This is a genomic window from Embleya australiensis (genome assembly GCF_051903075.1).
In the GTDB taxonomy this organism is placed as follows: domain Bacteria; phylum Actinomycetota; class Actinomycetes; order Streptomycetales; family Streptomycetaceae; genus Embleya.
Genome location: NZ_CP182422.1, coordinates 3,477,572 through 3,497,195, shown reverse-complemented (window position 1 = coordinate 3,497,195; position 19,624 = coordinate 3,477,572). Strand labels below are relative to the sequence as shown.

Sequence of the window (19,624 nt, the reverse complement as noted above, 5' to 3'; positions counted from 1 at the left end):
CCGATTTCCGGGTCGTAAAACCTGATTCCGGATCGATACGCCGATTTTGGGAATCGCGCCCGGATTTCATCGGTAATTTGATCCGATCATGGCGATTCCCATGGTCTGATCTTGATCATTTGCATACACTCCTTTCGCATTGAGAAGTCCCGATCTGAAAGTGCTCCTAGCCAAGGAGGACGAATGTCCGGGATCCACCCCTCCGAACTCCAACTCGCCTCGGACGTGTCCGTGTCCGGCGGCAATCTCACCTATGTCGTGATCGTCGCGGTGATCGCCCTCGGTGCCCTGGGCGTCGCCGCCGGACTCGTGCGTCAAGTGCTCGGCGCCGACGAGGGCACCGATTCCATGCGCCGGATCGCCGGCGCGATCCAGGAAGGCGCCGCGGCCTACCTCACCCGGCAGTTCCGCACCCTCGCCGTGTTCGCGGCGGGTGTCTTCTTCCTGCTCATGCTGTTGCCGGCCGACGACTGGAACCAGCGGATCGGCCGCTCGCTGTTCTTCCTGGTGGGCGCGGTCTTCTCGGCGGTCACCGGGTACGTCGGCATGTGGCTCGCGGTGCGCAGCAACGTGCGCGTGGCCGCGGCCGCCCGTGCCGGCGCCGGCAGCCGGGACACCGCGATGCGGATCGCCTTCCGCACCGGCGGCGTCGCCGGCATGTTCACCGTCGGCCTGGGCCTGTTCGGCGCCGCGCTCGTGGTCATCCTGTACCGGGAGAACGCGCCCAAGGTGCTGGAGGGCTTCGGCTTCGGCGCCGCGCTGCTCGCGATGTTCATGCGGGTCGGCGGCGGCATCTTCACCAAGGCCGCCGACGTCGGCGCCGACCTGGTCGGCAAGGTCGAGCAGGGCATCCCCGAGGACGACCCGCGCAACGCCGCGACGATCGCCGACAACGTCGGGGACAACGTGGGCGACTGCGCGGGCATGGCCGCCGACCTGTTCGAGTCGTACGCGGTCACCCTGGTCGCCGCGCTGATCCTGGGCAAGGCTGCGTTCGGCGACGCGGGCCTGGTCTTCCCGCTGATCGTGCCCGCCATCGGGGTGCTGACCGCCGTGGTGGGCATCTACACGGTCGCGCCCCGCACGGGCGACCGCAGCGGCATGAGCGCGATCAACCGGGGCTTCTTCATCTCGGCGGTCATCTCGCTCGTCCTGGTCGCGGGCGCCGCGTTCCTGTACCTGCCGAGCAAGTTCTCGGACCTGGACGGGCTGACCGACCAGGAGATCCTGGCGCACGACGCCGACCCGCGCGTGTTCGCGCTGGTGGCGGTGCTGATCGGAATCGTGCTCGCCGCGGTCATCCAGCAGTTGACCGGCTACTTCACCGAGACCAGCAGGCGACCGGTGCGCGACGTCACCAAGACCTCGCTGACCGGTCCGGCCACGGTGATCCTCTCCGGCATCGCGCTCGGCCTGGAGTCGGCGGTGTACGCGGCGGTGCTGATCTCGGTCGCGGTGCTCGGCGCGTATCTGCTCGGCGCCGGCATCGTCATGCTCGCGCTGTTCGCGGTGGCGCTGGCGGGCACCGGCCTGTTGACCACGGTCGGGGTGATCGTGGCCATGGACACCTTCGGGCCGGTCTCCGACAACGCCCAGGGCATCGCGGAGATGTCCGGCGACGTCGAGGGCGAGGGCGCGCAGGTGCTCACCGAACTCGACGCGGTCGGCAACACCACCAAGGCGATCACCAAGGGCATCGCCATCGCGACCGCCGTGCTCGCGGCGACCGCGCTGTACGGGTCCTACCGGGACGCGGTGAGCACGGCCGTGGACGAGGCGGGCGGACTGAAGGAGGCGTCCAAGCTCACCTCGCTCTCGTTCGCCACCGACATCACCCAGCCGAACAACCTGGTCGGGCTGATCCTGGGCGCGGCCGTGGTGTTCCTGTTCAGCGGCCTGGCGATCAACGCGGTCTCCCGCGCGGCGGGCGCGGTGGTCTTCGAGGTGCGCAACCAGTTCCGCACCCGACCCGGGATCATGGACGGCAGCGAGTTGCCCGAGTACGGCCGGGTGGTCGACATCTGCACCCGCGACTCGCTGCGCGAGTTGGCCACGCCCGGACTGCTCGCGGTGATGGCCCCGATCGCGGTCGGCTTCACCCTGGGCATCGGGCCGTTGGCCGCGTTCCTCGCCGGGGCGATCGGCACCGGCACCCTGATGGCGGTGTTCCTGGCCAACTCCGGCGGGGCCTGGGACAACGCCAAGAAGATGGTCGAGGACGGCAGCTATGGCGGCAAGGGCTCGGCCGCGCACGAGGCCACGATCATCGGCGACACGGTCGGCGACCCGTTCAAGGACACCGCCGGACCGGCGATCAACCCGCTGCTCAAGGTGATGAACCTGGTGTCGCTGCTGATCGCGCCGGCGGTGGTCAAACTGAGCATCGGCGCGGACGAGAACGGCGCCCTGCGGGCCCTCGCGGCGGCCTTCTCGGTCGTGGTGATCGTGGGCGCGGTCTGGTACAGCAAGCGCAAGTCGGTGGTCGTCGGCGACGACGACGGCGACCGGGAGGGGCAGCCGACCAAGGCGGCGGCCTGATCCCCCGATCCGAGGTACGTACGGGCGCGGAACCGGAGAAACCGGGACCGCGCCCGTGCCGCGTTCGGGCCCGCGGTTTGACCGGACACCTTCACGCTGTGCGAGTCTGCGTCCGGCTCCGAGGGAAGTCCGAACGAAGGTGGAAGCGTGTCGAGGAAGTTCCTGGTGGTCTCCGCGCTGGTCCTGGCGTCGGCCCTGACCGCGTGCGGCGGCGGCGACGGCAAGAGCGACGAGGACAAGAAGAAGCAGGCCGACCTGAAGGCGTGGGCCGCCAAGGTCTGCGCGACGGAGGTCACGGCGCGGATCGACGAGGCCCGAGCGGCGCTCGCCGACGTGGACAAGGTGGTTCCCAACGAGCCGCCCACGACCCTGCGCACCCGGCTCGCGGTGGACGTGTCCCGGCTCGCGGACGCGGACAACGCGCTGGCCGACGCGATCGACAAGGCGTCCATACCCGCGGTGCCCGACGGCGCCACGCTGCGCATGTCCGTGGTCGACGAGCTGCGCAACGCGGCCAAGGGCTGGACCGGGATCCAGCACCGGATCGAGGGCCTGGCGACCGACCAGCAGAACGTGTTCGCCGACGGGCTGCGCTCGCTGGGACCGGAGATCGACGCGCTGCGGGCGTCCTCGAACACCGCGCTGAACAAGCTGCACCGCGGCGAGGCGGGCAAGGCGCTCGCGTCGGTCCCGGGCTGCGCGGCGGGCAAGGCCGACGTGATCCCGACCGCGCCGGCGACCTCCGCGCCCACCACCGGCGCGTCCCCGAGCGGCACGCCGAAGGCGTCCACGGCACCGAGTTCGACCGCCCCGTCCGGATCCACCGCGCCGAGCAGCCCGCCGCCGTCGAGCGCCGACACGGGCTCCTCGTCGCCGCCGCCGAGCGCCACCACGAGCGCGCCGCCGGCGACCGGCTGACGTTCCGGCCGACCGGCAGCGGGCAGGATGGTGCGCGTGACGATGAACGACACCTCACAGGTGGCCCGCCTCCGCGAGGCCCTGATCGCGGCCGACTACACCGTCGACGGCTGCCTCGACGCGCTCGGCCCGCAGGCGTACGCGGCGCTGTCGCGCGGTGAGACCGTGCCCGCGCTGCGCGCGCTGCGGGCCGACGCGGCGAGCCCGCTCGCGGTGCTGATCCGGATGTTCCTGCTCCAGACCTCGGCGCCCGAGGCGCACGTACGGCGCGCCCTGCCGCTCGAGGAGGCGCTCGCCGGGGGCCTGCTGGCGCGGGACGGCGACGCGGTGCGGCCGCTGGTGGACATCCGGCCCTACGGCGAGGCGGACACCGACTGGTGGGTCGTGTCGGACCTCGGCGCGGGCATCGGCGGGGTCAACGGCCCGGTGCGCGCCGACCACGTGCTCGGCATCGGCGGCGCGTCCACCACGCTCGCCGGGATCACCGTGCGCGAGCCGGTGGGCCGCGCGCTCGACCTGGGCACCGGGTGCGGCGTCCAGGCCCTGCACGCGTCGCGCCACGCCGAGTCGGTGCTGGCCACCGACGTGAACAAGCGCGCCCTCGACCTGACCCGGCTGACCATGGCGCTGTCCGGGGTGGGCAACGTCGGCCTCGCCGAGGGCAGCCTGTTCGAGCCGGTCGAGGGCGAGCGGTTCGACCTGATCGTGTCCAACCCGCCGTTCGTGATCACCCCGGTGGGCGAGCGGTACACCTACCGCGACGCGGGCCTGCCCGGCGACGAGGTGTGCCGGCTGCTGGTCGCGCAGGCGCCCCGCCACCTCGCCGACGGCGGCTACTGCCAGCTGCTGGCCAACTGGCAGCACCTGCGCGGACAGGACTGGCAGGACCGGCTGGCCGCCTGGCTGGCGCCCACCGGGTGTGACGCGTGGGTGGTCCAGCGCGACGTCCAGGACCCGGCGCAGTACGCCGAGCTGTGGTTGCGCGACTCGGGCGACCACCGCGGCGAGGCGTACGCGCAGCGCTACGACGCGTGGCTGGCGGCGTTCGAGCGCGACGGCGTGGAGGGGATCGGATTCGGCTGGATCACGCTGCGCGCGTCGGGCGCCGACACGCCGACGGTGCACATCGAGGACTGGCCGCACGCGATCGAACAACCGCTCGGCGCGGAGGTGCACGCCTGGTTCGACCGGCAGGACCGACTGGCCCGGACGGACGACGACGGGCTGCTCGACGTCGCCTTCCGGCTCGCGGAGCACGTGGTCCAGGAGCAGACCGGCGCGCCCGGCGCGGAGGACCCGGAGAGCGTGGTGCTGCGTCAGCGGCGCGGGATGTGCCGGGCGGATCGGGTGGACACGGTCGGCGCGGCCCTGGCCGGGGCCAGCGACGGGCGGCTTCCGGCCGGCGTCATCGTGGACGCGATCGCCCAGTTGCTGGAGGAGGACCCGGCCGCGCTGCGCGACGCGGTGCCCGGCGAACTGCGCGGTCTGGTGGCCGACGGATTCCTGCTCTTTCCCGAGGCCGGCGACCCTCCGTCGGCGCAGTCGCACACCGCCGACTGAGCGCGGCTTGGCCCGGTGCACCGTGATCCGGGCCGACACGCCTGTACAGTCGCAGGTGTTGTCCCCACCGGATGCTCCTTGCCGTTGCCAAGAAAATGTGTTGTATGGAGGCGGCGGCTCCCGACTCGGCCGCGAACCACGCTCGGCCGCGAACCAACGGGGTCGGGAGGCGGGAACCGCGATGCGCGCGTTACCGTTCGAGGGGCGTGGGACCCGGCCGTCGGAGTAATCGCCGGATCCGGGGGGACCGTCCGGACGGACAGCCGCGCCGGGACGACTCCGCGACGCAAGCCGAGCAGCACCGGTTTGACACGCGGGGCCGACCGACGGTCACGCTCCGCCACAGGTCGACCGCAATGTGAATACGAAGCCGCAGTACGGCCGTGCCCGATCGGGCACGGCCGCAGCCGACGACGATGGAGAGAGAAGCGAAGGTGTCCCCGAGCAGCGAGACCGCGCGCGACGGCCTGAGACTCGTCATTGTCGAGTCCCCGGCCAAGGCGAAAACGATCAAGGGCTATCTCGGCCCCGGTTACGTGGTCGAGGCGAGCGTGGGACACATCCGCGACCTGCCCAACGGCGCCGCCGAGGTGCCGGCCGAGTACGCCGGCAAGCCGTGGGCCCGCCTGGGTGTCGACGTCGACGCCGACTTCGAGCCGATCTACGTGGTCAACGCGGACAAGAAGGCCCAGGTCGCCAAGCTCAAGAAGCTCCTCAAGGACGCCGACGAACTCTTCCTCGCGACCGACGAGGACCGCGAGGGCGAGGCCATCGCCTGGCACCTGCTGGAGGTTTTGCGGCCCAAGGTGCCGGTGCACCGCATGGTGTTCCACGAGATCACCAAGGACGCGATCCGCACCGCGGTGAGCAACCCGCGCGAGCTCAACCAGCGCCTGGTCGACGCGCAGGAGACCCGGCGCATCCTGGACCGCCTCTACGGCTACGAGGTCTCGCCGGTCCTGTGGAAGAAGGTCGGCCCGCGCCTGTCGGCCGGCCGCGTGCAGTCGGTGGCCACCCGCCTGGTGGTCGAGCGCGAGCGGGAGCGCCGCGCGTTCACCTCGGCGTCCTACTGGGACCTGCTCGGCGTGTTCGGCACCGGCCGCCCCGGCGACCCGACCGACCCGAGCACGATGAACGCGCGCCTGGTCTCGCTCGACGGCAAGCGGGTCGCCTCGGGCCGCGACTTCGGCCCCGACGGCAAGCTCAAGAACGCCGGCGTGCTCCAGCTGGAGGAGGCCGGCGCCCGGGCGCTGAGCGCCGCGCTCGAATCCGCCGCGTTCTCGGTGCGCGCCGTCGAGCGCAAGCCCTACCGCCGCTCCCCGTACGCGCCGTTCCGCACCACCACGCTCCAGCAGGAGGCCTCGCGCAAGCTCGGCTACGGCGCGAAGCGGACCATGCAGGTCGCGCAGAAGTTGTACGAGAACGGCCACATCACGTACATGCGTACCGACTCCACCACGCTCTCCGACACGGCCGTCACGGCCGCCCGGGCGCAGGTGCGGGACCTGTACGGCGCCGAGTACCTGCCGGACGCGCCCCGGGTGTACGCGGGCAAGGTCAAGAACGCGCAGGAGGCGCACGAGGCGATCCGTCCCTCGGGCGAGAGCTTCCGCACCCCGGCCGAGACCGGTCTGGCCGGCGACGAGTTCCGGCTGTACGAGCTGATCTGGATGCGCACCGTCGCGTCGCAGATGAAGGACGCGATCGGCCAGTCGGTCACCGTGCGCATCGGCGGCGTCGCCCAGGGGGCGGACTTGCCCGGGCGGGACGCGGAGTTCACCGCGAGCGGCAAGATCATCACCTTCCACGGCTTCCTCAAGGCCTATGTCGAGGGCTCCGACGACCCGGACGCGGAGCTGGACGACCGCGAGCGCCGGTTGCCGATGGTCACCGAGGGCGACGCGCTCAGCGCCGATCAGCTCACCCCGGAGGGCCACGCGACCAAGCCGCCGGCCCGCTACACCGAGGCGTCGCTGATCAAGGAGCTGGAGGACCGGGAGATCGGTCGCCCGTCGACCTTCGCCTCGATCGTCGGCACCATCCTCGACCGCGGCTACACGTTCAAGAAGGGCACCGCGCTGGTGCCGTCCTTCCTGGCGTTCGCGGTGGTCGGGCTGCTCGAGGGCCACTTCGCCACGCTGGTCGACTACGACTTCACCGCGAAGATGGAGGACGACCTCGACCGGATCGCGCGCGGCGAGACCGAGGCCGTGCCGTGGCTGCGCAGGTTCTACTTCGGCGACGAGAGCCGGCCCGACGAGGACCACCTCGGCGGCCTCAAGGCCCTGGTCACCGACCTCAGCTCGATCGACGCCCGCGAGGTCAACTCGTTCCCCGTCGGCGAGGGCATCGTGCTGCGGGTGGGCCGCTACGGCCCGTACGTCGAGCGCGGCGACCGGCGTGCCGACGTACCCGACGACCTGCCGCCGGACGAGCTGACCGTGGCCAAGGCCGAGGAACTGCTCGACAAGCCCAGCGGCGACCACGAGCTGGGCGTCGACCCGGTCAGCGGCCACATGATCGTGGCCAAGGACGGGCGCTACGGCCCGTACGTGACCGAGGTGCTGCCCGAGCCCGAGGCCCCCGCCGCGCCCGCCCCGGCCGCGGACGGCGCCAAGCCGGCGAAGAAGACCGCCAAGAAGACCGCCGCGAAGAACGCTCCCAAGCCGCGCACCGCGTCGTTGTTCAAGTCGATGTCGCTGGACACGGTGACCCTCGACGACGCGCTGCGGCTGTTCACCCTGCCGCGGGTGGTCGGCAAGCACCCGGAGACCGGGACCGAGATCACCGCGCAGAACGGCCGCTACGGCCCGTACCTCAAGATGGACACCGACTCGCGCTCCCTGGAGACCGAGGACCAGCTGTTCACGGTGACCCTCGAGGAGGCGCTGGCGATCTACGCCCAGCCCAAGGCGCGCGGTCGGGCCGCGGCCAAGCCGCCGCTCAAGGAGCTGGGCTCCGACCCGGTCAGCGGCAAGGCGGTCACGGTCAAGGACGGCCGATTCGGCCCGTACGTGACCGACGGCGAGACCAACGCCACGCTGCGCGCGGGCGACGCGGTCGACACGATCACCCCCGAGCGCGGCTACGAGCTGCTCGCGGAGAAGCGGGCCAAGGGCCCGGCGAAGAAGACGGCGAAGAAGGCGGCGGCCAAGAAGGCGCCCGCGAAGAAGGCGACGGCGACGAAGACCGCCGCGAAGAAGACGGCCGCGAAGAAGTCCGCGGCCGACGGCAAGACCACCAAGGCCGCCGCCGCGAAGGCGACCGCGAACGCCGGCGCGAACAACGCCGCCGACAAGGCGTGACGCGGTAGGACCGAGGTAGGGATGTCCCGGTGGGGGCGTCCCTGGTACGCATCGATCGGGCGGCGCCGGCGGGATCCGGCGTCGCCCCGGTCGGTTGCGGCGACGACCGCAGGCCCTGTGCTACGGTCCCGCCGCCGGAACACGGGGATCCGGTCCAGGTTGCCGTTTCCCGTCAGATGACGACGTTAGGGTTCTCCGTATGACGAACGCGGAGCAGCAAGCGCCGGATTCGGCGATACCGCCCCGTCAGGTCGAACCGACGGAGAGCGTCGGGGGCGTGCTGAGCATCCGCCCGTTCCGGCGCTTTTGGTTCGCGGTCGCGGCCTCCGCGCTCGGTGACTGGCTCGCGCTCCTCGCGCTGACCTCGGCCGCGCTGTGGACGGTCGAGGGCGACTACCGCAAGCACGCCACGGCGGTCGCCGTGGTGTTCGCGCTGCGGATGGTGCCGGCCGCGCTGACCGCCTCGGTGGCGGGCGCGATCGTGGACCATCTCGATCGGCGCTGGACGCTGGTCACGTGCGACGTGGTCCGGGCCCTGGTGCTCGTGTCCGTGCCGTTCGTGGACCGGATGTGGTGGATCTGGGGCGCGACCGCGGTGGTCGCCGTGATCGGCGCGCTCGCCGGGCCGGCGCGGGACGCCACCGTGCCGAACCTGGTGCCCCGGCAACGGCTGGGCACCGCCAACCAGTTCAACCTGGTGACCTCCTACGGCGCGGCCCCGGCGGCGGCGCTGTTGTTCATCCTCGGCGCGCTGGTCGGCACCGCGTTCTCGCACGACGTGTCGATGTTCGTCGAGCACCCCTCGAACCTGGCGTTCTACCTCGCGGGCGCGGTGTTCCTGCTCGCCGCGGTCTTCGCGTTCCTGATCCGGATGCCCACGCGCGGGCGCTCGGTCAGCACCCGGCGGCCCAATCCGTTCAAGGTGCTCGCCGACGGACGCCGGGTGTTCGGCCACGGCCGGACCGCGCGCGGTCTGATCGTCGGGATGGTCGCGCTGTTCCTGGCGGGCGGTGCGCTGGTGTCCACCGCGCCGCTGCTCGTGGTCGGGCTGCACGCGGGCAACGCGGCGTACGGCACGGTGTTCCTGATGCTCATCGCGGGTGTCAGCGCGGGCATGTTGTGGGGCCCGAGGGTGGTGCCGGCGTTCAGCCGGCGGCGGCTGTACGGCATGGCCGTGATGTGCGCCGGGCTGACCCTGCTGATCCTGGGCGCGGTCGCCAACGTGGTGATGGCCGCGGTACTCGCCGCCGTGCTCGGGGTGTTCGCGGGCGTCGCCTGGGTCACCGGATACACCATGTACGGCCTCGACTTCGGCGAGGACATGCGGTCCCGGGCCTTCGCGTTCGCCCAACTGAACGTGCGCGTCGTGCTGTTCGTGGCGCTGGTGGCCGGGCCGATCGCCGCGGGCTACGTGGGCGTGCGCTCGTGGGTGGTCGCGGACCGGTTCACCTTCGACTACAGCGGCGCCGCGTTGGTCCTGGGCGGCACCGGCGTGCTCGTGGTGATCCTGGGCTGGATCGCGCTGCTGAGCGTGGACGACCGGCGCGGTGTGCCGATCCTGCGCGACCTGGCCGCGGCGACCCGCAACGAGGACCACATCACCGGCCGACCGGCCGGCGCCACCGGATTCTTCATCGCCCTGGAGGGCGGCGAGGGCGCGGGCAAGTCGACCCAGGCCAACGCGATCGCGGCCTGGATACGGGCCAAGGGCCACGAGGTGGTGGTCACCCGCGAGCCCGGCGCGACCGAGGTCGGCAAGCGGCTGCGGGCGATGTTGCTCGACCTGGACGGCGAGCCGGTCGACCCGCGCACCGAGGCGCTGCTGTACGCGGCGGACCGGGCCGAGCACGTGCAGACGGTGATCCTGCCCGCCCTGCGGCGCGGCGCGATCGTGATCAGCGACCGCTACATCGACTCCTCGATCGCCTACCAGGGCGCCGGGCGTTCGCTGGGCGCGCGCGAGATCGGCCGGGTCTCGCGCTGGGCCACCGACGGGCTGCTGCCCGACCTGACCATCCTGCTCGACCTGGACCCGGCGGTCGGCCACGCGCGCTTCACCGAGGCGCCCGACCGGATCGAGTCCGAGTCGAGCGAGTTCCACCTGCGGGTGCGGCACGCGTTCCTGGACCTGGCCGCGCACGACCCGGACCGCTACCTGGTGGTGGACGCCGACCAGGAGCCGGACGCGGTCACCACGCCGATCCGGCACCGGCTCGACCGCGAACTCCCGCTCTCCGAGCAGGAGAAGCGCCAGGCGCTGGAGCTGGCCAAGCGGATGCGCGAGGAGGACGCCCGGCGCAAGGCCGAGCAGGCCGCCCGGGACGCGGAGAAGGCCGCGCTGATCGCTCGGCTGCGGGCGGAGAGCGAGGAGCGCCAGCGGCAGGCCGAACAGGCCCGGCTGGACGAGGAGTCGGCCCGGCTCGCCGAGGAGGAGCAGCGGTACGCCGAGGAACAGGCCCGCCGGATCGCGGCCGAGGCCGACGAGCGGGCCCGCGCCGCGGCGGAGGCGGCGGAGGAGGCCCGGCTGCACGCCGAGTCGGAGCGGCGCCGGCTGGCGCTGGAGGCCGAACGACGGGCCGAGGAGCAGCAGCGGCTCGCCGAGGAGGCCAAGGCCCGGGCCGAGGAGGCCAGGGTGCGCGCCGAGGAGGAGGCCGAGCGCCGGGACGAGCAGCGCCGCCGGCTGGAGGAGGCGTCGGCGCTGCAGGCCGAGCAGGCACGGGCCAGTGCCGAGGAGGAGCGCGAGGCCGCCCTGGAGCGGCAGCGGTCGGCCGAGGAGGAGCGCGAACGGCTGGAGGCCGAGGCGGCCCGTGAGGTCGAGCGCATGCGCGCCGAGGAGGCCGTGCGGGTGGCCGACGAGCGGCGGCACGCCGAGGAGCGCCGCCGGGCGGAGGACGCCCTGCGTCGCGCCGAGGCGGATCGCCGGCGGGCCGAACGGGAGGCGTCCCGGGCCGCCGAGGCCGCCGCGTCGGCGCGGGCGCGGGCCGCGCAGGAGGCCGCCGCGCTCGCGGCGGAGGCGGGCCCGGCGCCCGACACGGACATGGTCGAGACGCCGGTGCACGGCATCAGGCGCCCCGATCCCGCCCTCGCGGACACCCCCGTGCACGGCATCCCGAAGGTGTCGTCGGACGACGCCGACACCACCGAGTTGCAGCAGATCCGGTTGCGCGAGGCGGCCGAGGACACCCGGGAGATTCCGCAGGTGAGCCTGGACGAGACACACGCGCTGCCGGTGCTGACGCCGCCGGCCGCCGGGAACCAGTCGCTGGCCGACGATCTGCTGGGGCCCTGGAAGGCCGAGGACGACGCGGACGCGGCCGAGGACGGCGACGCGGAGGGCTCGTCCGCCGCGGACTCGGCGCAGGAGGCGGGACGGAAGCGACGCTGGCGTCGGAGCAAGTCCTGACGGATGGGTCGTGGTGACCGGGCCTGTGGGCCGGGTTACCCGACCCGTGGGTCTTTGACCTACAAGTTTGACGTACAAGTCCCGACCCCGGTTCCCGCCGGGGTGTCGCGGACGACCGGTACCGGGGTGACGTGGCGTCGATTGTCACGGCGCCCCGGTACGGTCGTATCGGGCACACCGGAACGAGGAGACAAGAGCGCGTGACCGTCTGGGACGACCTCGTCGGGCAGGATCGGGTCGCCGAGCAGCTGCGCACCGCGGCCGGCGCGGCCCGGGCGGTGCTCGCGGGCGAGGGCGTCGGCGGGATGACCCACGCGTGGTTGTTCACCGGCCCGCCCGGGGTGGGTACGGCGACCGCCGCGCGCGCGTTCGCGGCGGCGTTGCAGTGCGTCAGTCCCGATCTGGCGCTCGGCGCCGAACCGGGCTGCGGACACTGCGACGGCTGCCACACCGCGCTCACCGGTACGCACGCCGACGTCGACGTGGTCGCCACCGAACTGCTCTCGATCGGCGTCAAGGAGACCCGCGACCTGGTGCGCCGCGCGGCGATGACGCCGGCGGGCGGGCGCTGGCAGGTGATCGTCCTGGAGGACGCGGGGCGGCTCACGGAGGGCGCGGGCAACGTCCTGCTCAAGGCGATCGAGGAGCCCGCCGACCGCACCGTGTGGCTGCTGTGCGCGCCGTCCCTGGAGGACGCGCTGCCCACGATCCGCTCGCGGTGTCGCCATGTGGCGCTGCGTACTCCGCCCGCCGGGGCGGTGGCCGATCTGCTGATGCGCCGGGACGGGATCGACCCGGCGATGGCCGCGTTCGCCGCGGCCGCGTCCGGCGGCGACATCAAGAGCGCTCGCCGGCTGGCGCTCGACGAGCAGGCCCGGGGACGGCGCGCCGATGTGCTGCGGATCCCGATGGTGGTCGGCGACATCGGCTTGGCGATGGCCGCCGCACAACGTCTGGTGGACGCGGCGGCGGAGGACGCGAAGCAGGTCGCGGCGGATCTGGACGGGCGCGAGACCGAGGATCTGCGGGCCGCGCTCGGCGCGGTCGGCGGCGGTCGTATGCCCAGCGGTACGGCGGGCGTGATGAAGGAGCTGGAGAACAAGCAGAAGAAGCGCGCCACCCGTACCCAACGCGACTGCCTGGACCGCGCGTTGGTGGACCTGACCGGCTTTTATCGGGATGTGCTGGCGCTGCAGTTGCGCGCCGCGGTCCCGTTGGCCAACGACGTTTTGCGAGCGGACCTGGACACGGTGGCCCGTACGTCCACGCCGGAGGCGACGCTGCGGCGGATCGAGGCGATCCTGGCCTGCCGGCGGGCGATCGACGCCAACGTCGCGCCGCTGCTCGCGGTCGAGGCGATGGTGTTGACGCTGCGGACCGGCTGAGGCCGTACCGACCCGGGATGAACACCGCTTCACTCCTTGGAGCGGAGGTGTTCGGTGGACGGAACCCGAAACCCCCACCCGGACGTCATCGTGGGAGAGTTCCCGGGAACATGCGGGAACAGCGGGAACAGCGGGAACATTGTGACGGGTGAGGCTCGGAAGGACGGTGCGGGGTTGCGTTCCGTGACCAGGACGCTCAAAGGTCTGCTGATCGCGGTGACCCTCGGGGCGGTTGTCGTTCTCGTGCTGAGGGCGCGCAAGAGCCGTGACGCAGTTTCGATCGCCGGCCTGGAGGGCGAACCCGGGCCCCGGCCCGCCGAGTTGCCGCCGGTCGTGCCACACGTGTCGGTGCGGGAGCGGGCGATGGCGCCGGCTCGGGAGGTCGAGCCCGTTCGGGAGTCTGTTCGGGAAGTCGGCTCGGCGCCGGCGGTCGGTGCGGCGTCGGCGGTCGTTTCGACCTCGGTCGGGCGGGACGCCGGCGCGGCCGGGGCGACGCCGCAACGGGCCGAGGCGCCACTGCCGTTCGCGCCGGTCGGGCTCGCCTCCTCGGCGCCCGCCGCGTTGGCCCGGCACGAGCCGGTACGACCGGCCGAATCCGAAGCCGCCGCGACCGACCCGGCGCCGCGGCGCCGTCGGCGCGGGGTGCGCTCGCCGGTGGGCGTGGGCCTGCTCGCCTTCGTGGTGATCGCCGCCGGGGTCGGCGGTACCTTCGCCTACCGCAACATGTCCCACGACGACGCGCAGAACGTCGCCGCCACCGGGGTCGCGCCGTCGGCGGAACCGGTGGCGACGTCGGGCCAACCCAAGGTCGCGCCGCAGAAGTTCACCAAGGTCGGCACCAAGTCCGGCGGCACGCTCAACCGGATGACCGTCACGGGCCGGCAGTCCGCGGTCACCGCCGACGTGTGGGTCTGGCTGCCGCCGGGCTACGACACCCCCGCCAACCAGGGCCGCAACTACCCCGTCCTGGTCGCCCAGTCGGCGCTGCCGGGCGTCGAGTCGAACAGCTTCACGGACGACTCGTCGGCGTTCCTGAGCAAGCTCGCCGCAGGCATCGAGTCCGGCACCGTCCCGCCGTACATCGTGGTCGCGCCCGAACTGATGCCCTACTCGAAGCAGGACGTGGATGCCGGCCTGACCACGGCCAAGGACACCGAGTGCAGCGACATCCCGAAGGGGCCGAAGATGGCCACCTTCCACAACGAGGACGTGCGCGAGGCGGTGCTGACGACGTATCGCGCGAGCGCCGACCGCGCGTCCTGGGCGCTGATCGGGGACGGCTCGGGCGGGCTGTGCGCGGTCAAGTACGCCCTGCAATACCCGCAGTACTACGCGAGCGCGGTCAGCCTGTCCGGCCGCACCACGCTCAAGTCCGCGCTGTGGGGCGGGGATTCGGCGGCCAGGACGGCGAACGACCCGGTCCGCCTGCTCGACGCGCGACCCGACGTGACGATCATGCTGTCCGGCCACTCGGGCACCACCGGCAGCGAGTTCGCCGCGAAGGCGAAGGCCCCGACCACGGTCAAGGCGGTCGCGGGCGCGGGTGGCACCTCCACCGACATCACGCGTCAGTTGCCCGACGCGCTCACCTTCCTCGGCCGCAACACCCGGAACCCGGCCGCGTGACGGCGCGCGGCGGGGCTCGGTACGCGGGGCGCGGCGAACGTGTCGCGGCACCGGTGCACCGGGTCCCGTTCGTGCGCCGGGACGCGGCGGATGGTAGGCAGTACGGGTGAAACGAATACCCCGAGTGGGGCTCCTCGGCCGTGTGATCCCGGTCGTGCTCGCCGTCGCGACCGTCGCAAGCTGTTCCGTCGCGTCCGACCTCGGCGACGCCGCGGGCGGCGGTGGTACCCGTGCGTCGAGCCCTGCCTCGGGCGCGGCCAAGGCACCGGCCACGCCCGGTGACTCCAACCCGGAGCTGGCCCGCTTCTACACCCAGCGGCCCACCTGGAAGTCCTGCGAGAGCGAGGACGACGACGAGCGCAGCCAGGCCAAGGCGTTTCGCTGTGCGAAGTTCACCGTGCCGCTGGACTACAGCCGGCCGACCGGCCGCACGATCGACATCGCGGTCACCCGCAAGAGCGCGGCCAAGCCCGGGCAGCGGCTCGGCTCGCTGCTGATCAACCCGGGCGGCCCGGGCGGCTCCGGGGTGACGGCGGCGTGGTGGATGTCCGAGAGCACCATCGGCAAGCCGGTCCAGGACGTCTACGACCTGATCGGCTTCGACCCGCGCGGGGTCGACCGCAGCGCGCCGGTGAAGTGCATGACCGACGCCGAGCGCGACGCGTACGTGGCCGAGGACCTGCCCGAGGACCCGGTCCGCGCCGAGGCCAGGGCCAAGGAGCGGGAGCGGGCCTACGCGGCCGAGTGCCAGAGTCGGTCCGGCGAACTGCTGCCCTTCGTGGGCACCGACAACGCGGCCCGCGACATGGACGTCCTGCGCGCGGCGCTGGGCGACGAGAAGCTCAACTACATCGGCTTCTCCTACGGCACCTACCTCGGCGCCACCTACGCCGAACGTTTCCCGACCCGCACCGGCCGGCTGGTCCTGGACGGCGCGGTCGACCCGGCCGCGGACAACCTGAGCCGGGCGGTCGAACAGCAGGTCGGCTTCGACCGTTCGCTGCGCCGGTTCGCCGAGGACTGCGCGGGGCGCCCGGGCTGCGCGCTCGGCGCCGACCCGAAGACCGCGCCGCGCAAGGCCGCCGACTTCCTGGACGGCCTGCAGGAGCACCCGCTGGCCGCCGCCCGGGGCGGCCGGACGCTGACCTCCAGTCTGGGCTGGACGGGCGTGGTCAGCCTGCTGTACGGCGACAAGGACACCGAGTGGAAGTACCTGCGCGACGCGCTCGCCGACGCGATCGTGCACGGGTCGCCGGACGCCCTGTTGTTCTACGCCGACAACTACAACGGTCGGGACGAGCAGGGGCACTACGACAACAGCGCCGACGCGTTCGTCGCGATCGGCTGCGCGGACGGCGCGGGGGAGGCGCCGACGCCGGCGCAGGTGCAGGCGGCGCTGGACCGGCTCAAGGCCGAGGCGCCGCTGCTGTCGCGCGATGTGACCGCGGAGGACCTGACCGGGGAGAACTGCGAGAGTTGGCCGTTCAGGTCGCCGGCCAAGCCGCACGCCATCCGGGCGCAGGGGAGTGCGCCGATCCTGGTGGTGGGTACGACGGGGGACCCGGCGACGCCGTACGCCTCGGCCGAGAAGCTGGCGGGGCAGTTGGCGAACGCGACGTTGTTGACCTTCGAGGGCGAGGGGCACACGGCGTACGGGGGCAACAGCCCGTGTGTGGACGGGGCGGTCGAGGGGTTCCTGTTGCACGGGACCATGCCGCCGAAGGGGAAGCGGTGTAGTTGAGGGGTGTCGGCGGTCGGGTCGAGGGGTGGTCGGGTCGTTGGGGAGTATCGCCGGCCTGCGTGGTTACCCTCCCCAGAGGTGCACGGTCGGGCTGGGCTACTGGAGGAGCGGTCGCATGATGCGGGGTTCGTGCGCGAGGGTCGCCGCCGCGGCAGTCGGTCTGCTCCTGGTGGCGGGGTGCTCGTCGGGTTCGTCGTCGAAGTCGCCGGACCGGGTCGCGGACACCGCCACGGCACCGACGACCGGTGACTCGGGCGGCGGCGGGGGCACCGAGTCGGCGCCGCCGACTGCGGCGGTGGAGCCGATCGGCTGGACCCCGTGTACCGGCGGGTTCCAGTGCGGCACGCTCCAGGTGCCGCTGGATCATGCCAAGCCGGACGGGCCGAAGATCCGGATCGCGGTGATGCGCAAGCCGGCGACCGGGGCGAACCGCATCGGCTCGCTGGTGCTCAACCCGGGCGGTCCGGGCGGCTCCGGGCTGGACTTCGCGCAGTACGCGGCCACCCGGTACCCGGCCGAACTGCGCAAACGGTTCGACATCGTCGGCTTCGACCCGCGCGGCGTCGGTCGCAGCACCGCGATCGACTGCCTGGCCGACAACGGGATGGACGCCTTCACCCAGCTCGACGCGACGCCGGACACCCCCGCGGAGGAGCGGGCGTGGATCGACGGTGAGAAGGCGTACGGCCGGGCCTGCGCGGACCGCTCGGGGGACCTGCTCGGCCATGTGAGCACGGTCGACGCGGCCCGTGACATGGATCTGCTGCGGGCCGCGCTCGGCGACCCCAAGCTGTACTACGTGGGCGCGTCCTACGGCACCTTCCTCGGCGCGACCTACGCCGAGCTGTACCCCAAGCGGGTCGGCCGTCTCGTGCTGGACGGCGCGATGGACCCGAGCCAGTCGGCGATGGCCGCCAACAAGGTGCAGGGCGGCGGCTTCGAGACCGCGCTGGCGGCGTTCCTGGACGACTGCGTCGGCGGCGGCTCGTGCTCTCTCGGCGCGACCCGGGAGGCCGGGCTGGCCAAGATCCGCGGTCTGCTGCAACAGCTCGACGCGCGCCCCCTCCCGGGCGACGCGACCCGACGGGTCACCGAGTCGATCGCGACCACGGGCATCCTGTCGCCGCTCTACTCCAAGGACCAGTGGCCGGACCTGCGGCGCGCGCTCGACGCGGCGCTGCGCGGGGACGGACAGCGGCTGCTCGCCCTCAACGACCAGTACTACGAGCGGGGCGCGGACGGCCGGTACAGCAACCTGATGTCCGCCAACGCGGCGGTGAACTGCCTGGACGCCCCGCCGGCGGCGACGACGCGGGAGGACGTCGAGCGCGACCTGCCGGAGTACGTGGCGGCGTCGCCGACCTTCGGCCGCAACCTCGCCTGGGCGGGCCTGGCCTGCGCGTCCTGGCCGGTCCCGCCGAGCGGCCGACCGCACCCGATCCGCGCCGAGGGCGCCGCCCCGATCCTGGTCGTCGGCACCACCCGCGACCCGGCCACGCCGTACTCCTGGGCCCAGTCCCTGGCCGGCCAACTGGCCTCCGGCAACCTCCTGACCTACGACGGCGACGGCCACACCGCCTTCGGCCGAGGCAGCGACTGCGTCGACCGCACGGTCGTCGACTACCTCACCCAGTCCACCGTCCCACCCAAGGGCAAGACCTGCCGCTGACCCCCACCAATCGCGCGTGTCGACCACCCCGACGGGTGTGTACACTCATTCCCTGTCACCACCACAAGGTGGAATGACAAGCCGCCTTAGCTCAGTCGGCTAGAGCGACGCACTCGTAATGCGTAGGTCAAGGGTTCGACTCCCTTAGGCGGCTCCCCGAAGGCCCAGGTCAGTAGCACTCTGACCTGGGCCTTGTTGTTTTTTCTCGGGGTCAGAGGTGGTTGCCGAGGGGTTCGCCTGGTGGGGGGCCCGGGAGGATGTAGGCGACTGCGGAGGCTCGGTGTTCGAGGAAGGGGTTGAGGGCGTCTCGGGCTGCCAAGCGGGATTGGACTCGGGTGAATAGGCCTGGGTCGCGCATGTAGGCGCAGAACAGGAGGCCCCTGTCGGTGGGGGCGTCGTCGTAGTTGTAGCTGCGGCGGAGCATGCGGGCGCCGGCGTCGAGGCGGGGGCTGGTGAGGCGGACGTGGGCCGTGGCCGGGATGACGTAGGAGCCGTCCGGGTGCTTGGCGTAGATGTCCGGGTCGTCGTGTTCGGTGGTGCCGGTCAAGGGGACGCCGTCGGTGGCTCTGCGGCCGATCATTTTGTTTTGGTGGTCTTGGGGGATGGCCGCGAAGCCGGCTACGTCCATGTGGATTTTGCGGAACACCAGGGTGGTCGCGTGTTCGTGGGCTCCCGGTGGGCCCCAGACCCAGCGGCCGGCGGTCGGGTCGTCGGGGTTGGCGGTGCCGTCCTTGAGGCCGAAGAGGTTGCGCGGCGTGATGCCCGGTGGGGTGTGGGGCAGGAAGCCGGATTGGGTCCAGCGGGGGACGGCGCCGGCGGACTGCGCGGCGGCGGTGGCCAGTTCGGCGACGATGGTGAGCGTCCAGCGGTCGGCGGCGCAGAGTTGGAGCAGTATGTCGCCGTTGCTGCGGGCCGGGTCCAGGCGGTCGCCGGGGAAGGCGGGCACGTCGGCCAGTTCGGCGGGCACATTCAGGGCGAGGCGGGTCGCGAGGCCGACGCCGACGCCGACGACGCAGGCGAGGCGGGTCGGCTCTCCGGTGTGCAGGCGCGGGTCGGGCAGTGTGCCGGCGGCCGCGCCGGACAGGGTGTGGGTCAGTGCGGTGAGGATGTTGCGGAGCGTCTCGCGGTCCGCGCCGGCCGTGGTCGGCGGGATGTCGAAGGACAGTATGTGGGTGGTGGGTAACTGGGGCCCCGTCACACCGGCTTGGCGCAGGCCGTGGAAGGGGATCGCGGCCGGCGGCGCATCGGACGCGGTGTTGCGGCGCTGTGGTCGGCTCGCCTGTGGTTCCGCCGCCGCGCCGACCGCCGCGGCCAGTGCCGCTCCGGTCGCGAGCAGGGCTCTGCGTCCCAAACCGGATGTGGCAGGACGCGCCTGCTCCTGTCGATTTTCCGGGTCGGTATGCATGGGCGACATTGCAGACGATAGAACACCTGTCATGCAACTCCTGCCTCCGCAACGCTCGTTACGTCCACGGACGT

General features: G+C 72.5%; 10 protein-coding genes and 1 tRNA gene. 10 read left to right on the top strand and 1 reads right to left on the bottom strand.

The genetic code is table 11. The features are described from left to right. Positions 1–183: 183 nt before the first annotated feature. The 10 genes from ACMXN5_RS14820 (at position 184) to ACMXN5_RS14775 (ending at position 18,299) form a co-directional block, all read left to right on the top strand. Complete coding sequence (locus ACMXN5_RS14820) at positions 184–2,538, top strand: sodium-translocating pyrophosphatase (protein WP_439675654.1); 2,355 nt, start codon at positions 184–186, stop codon at positions 2,536–2,538. A 147-nt stretch (positions 2,539–2,685) separates the two neighbouring features. Further along, positions 2,686–3,456: a hypothetical protein gene (locus tag ACMXN5_RS14815; protein ID WP_395798390.1), complete on the top strand. Its 771-nt coding sequence runs from the start codon at positions 2,686–2,688 to the stop codon at positions 3,454–3,456. A 27-nt stretch (positions 3,457–3,483) separates the two neighbouring features. Next, positions 3,484–5,016, top strand: a complete 1,533-nt coding sequence (locus tag ACMXN5_RS14810) for a DUF7059 domain-containing protein (RefSeq protein ID WP_439675653.1) — start codon at positions 3,484–3,486, stop codon at positions 5,014–5,016. A 434-nt stretch (positions 5,017–5,450) separates the two neighbouring features. Continuing rightward, entirely contained in the window at positions 5,451–8,321 is a 2,871-nt protein-coding gene (gene topA, locus ACMXN5_RS14805) for a type I DNA topoisomerase (RefSeq protein WP_439675652.1), read from the top strand. A 199-nt stretch (positions 8,322–8,520) separates the two neighbouring features. Beyond that, entirely contained in the window at positions 8,521–11,724 is a 3,204-nt protein-coding gene (tmk, locus tag ACMXN5_RS14800; protein ID WP_439675651.1) for a dTMP kinase, read from the top strand. 200 nt (positions 11,725–11,924) lie between these two features. Next, a complete protein-coding gene (locus ACMXN5_RS14795) occupies positions 11,925–13,109 on the top strand; it encodes a DNA polymerase III subunit delta' (RefSeq protein WP_380033137.1) in 1,185 nt (394 codons plus the stop codon). Positions 13,110–13,292: 183 nt separating this feature from the next. Continuing rightward, positions 13,293–14,735 carry an alpha/beta hydrolase-fold protein gene (locus ACMXN5_RS14790; protein WP_439675650.1) on the top strand — a complete coding sequence of 481 codons (1,443 nt, stop codon included), beginning with the start codon at positions 13,293–13,295 and terminating at the stop codon, positions 14,733–14,735. Between the two features lie 154 nt (positions 14,736–14,889). Beyond that, positions 14,890–16,476, top strand: coding sequence for an alpha/beta hydrolase (locus tag ACMXN5_RS14785; protein WP_439675649.1), 1,587 nt, complete (start codon positions 14,890–14,892; stop codon positions 16,474–16,476). A 115-nt stretch (positions 16,477–16,591) separates the two neighbouring features. Beyond that, positions 16,592–18,145: an alpha/beta hydrolase gene (locus ACMXN5_RS14780; RefSeq protein ID WP_439675648.1), complete on the top strand. Its 1,554-nt coding sequence runs from the start codon at positions 16,592–16,594 to the stop codon at positions 18,143–18,145. An 80-nt stretch (positions 18,146–18,225) separates the two neighbouring features. Next, positions 18,226–18,299: transfer RNA gene (locus tag ACMXN5_RS14775), tRNA-Thr, on the top strand. Positions 18,300–18,356: 57 nt separating this feature from the next. On the opposite strand, the gene ACMXN5_RS14770 is transcribed toward ACMXN5_RS14775, so the two are convergent. Continuing rightward, a complete protein-coding gene (locus ACMXN5_RS14770) occupies positions 18,357–19,496 on the bottom strand; it encodes a Dyp-type peroxidase (RefSeq protein WP_439675647.1) in 1,140 nt (379 codons plus the stop codon). Positions 19,497–19,624 lie beyond the last annotated feature (128 nt).

Bases quoted from the DNA above. Each gene is read 5' to 3' on its own strand.
- ACMXN5_RS14820 (WP_439675654.1), top strand. From the start codon at position 184: ATGTCCGGGATCCACCCCTCCGAACTCCAACTCGCCTCGGACGTGTCC.
- ACMXN5_RS14810 (WP_439675653.1), top strand. From the start codon at position 3,484: ATGGTGCGCGTGACGATGAACGACACCTCACAGGTGGCCCGCCTCCGC.
- tmk (WP_439675651.1), top strand. From the start codon at position 8,521: ATGACGAACGCGGAGCAGCAAGCGCCGGATTCGGCGATACCGCCCCGT.
- ACMXN5_RS14780 (WP_439675648.1), top strand. From the start codon at position 16,592: ATGATGCGGGGTTCGTGCGCGAGGGTCGCCGCCGCGGCAGTCGGTCTG.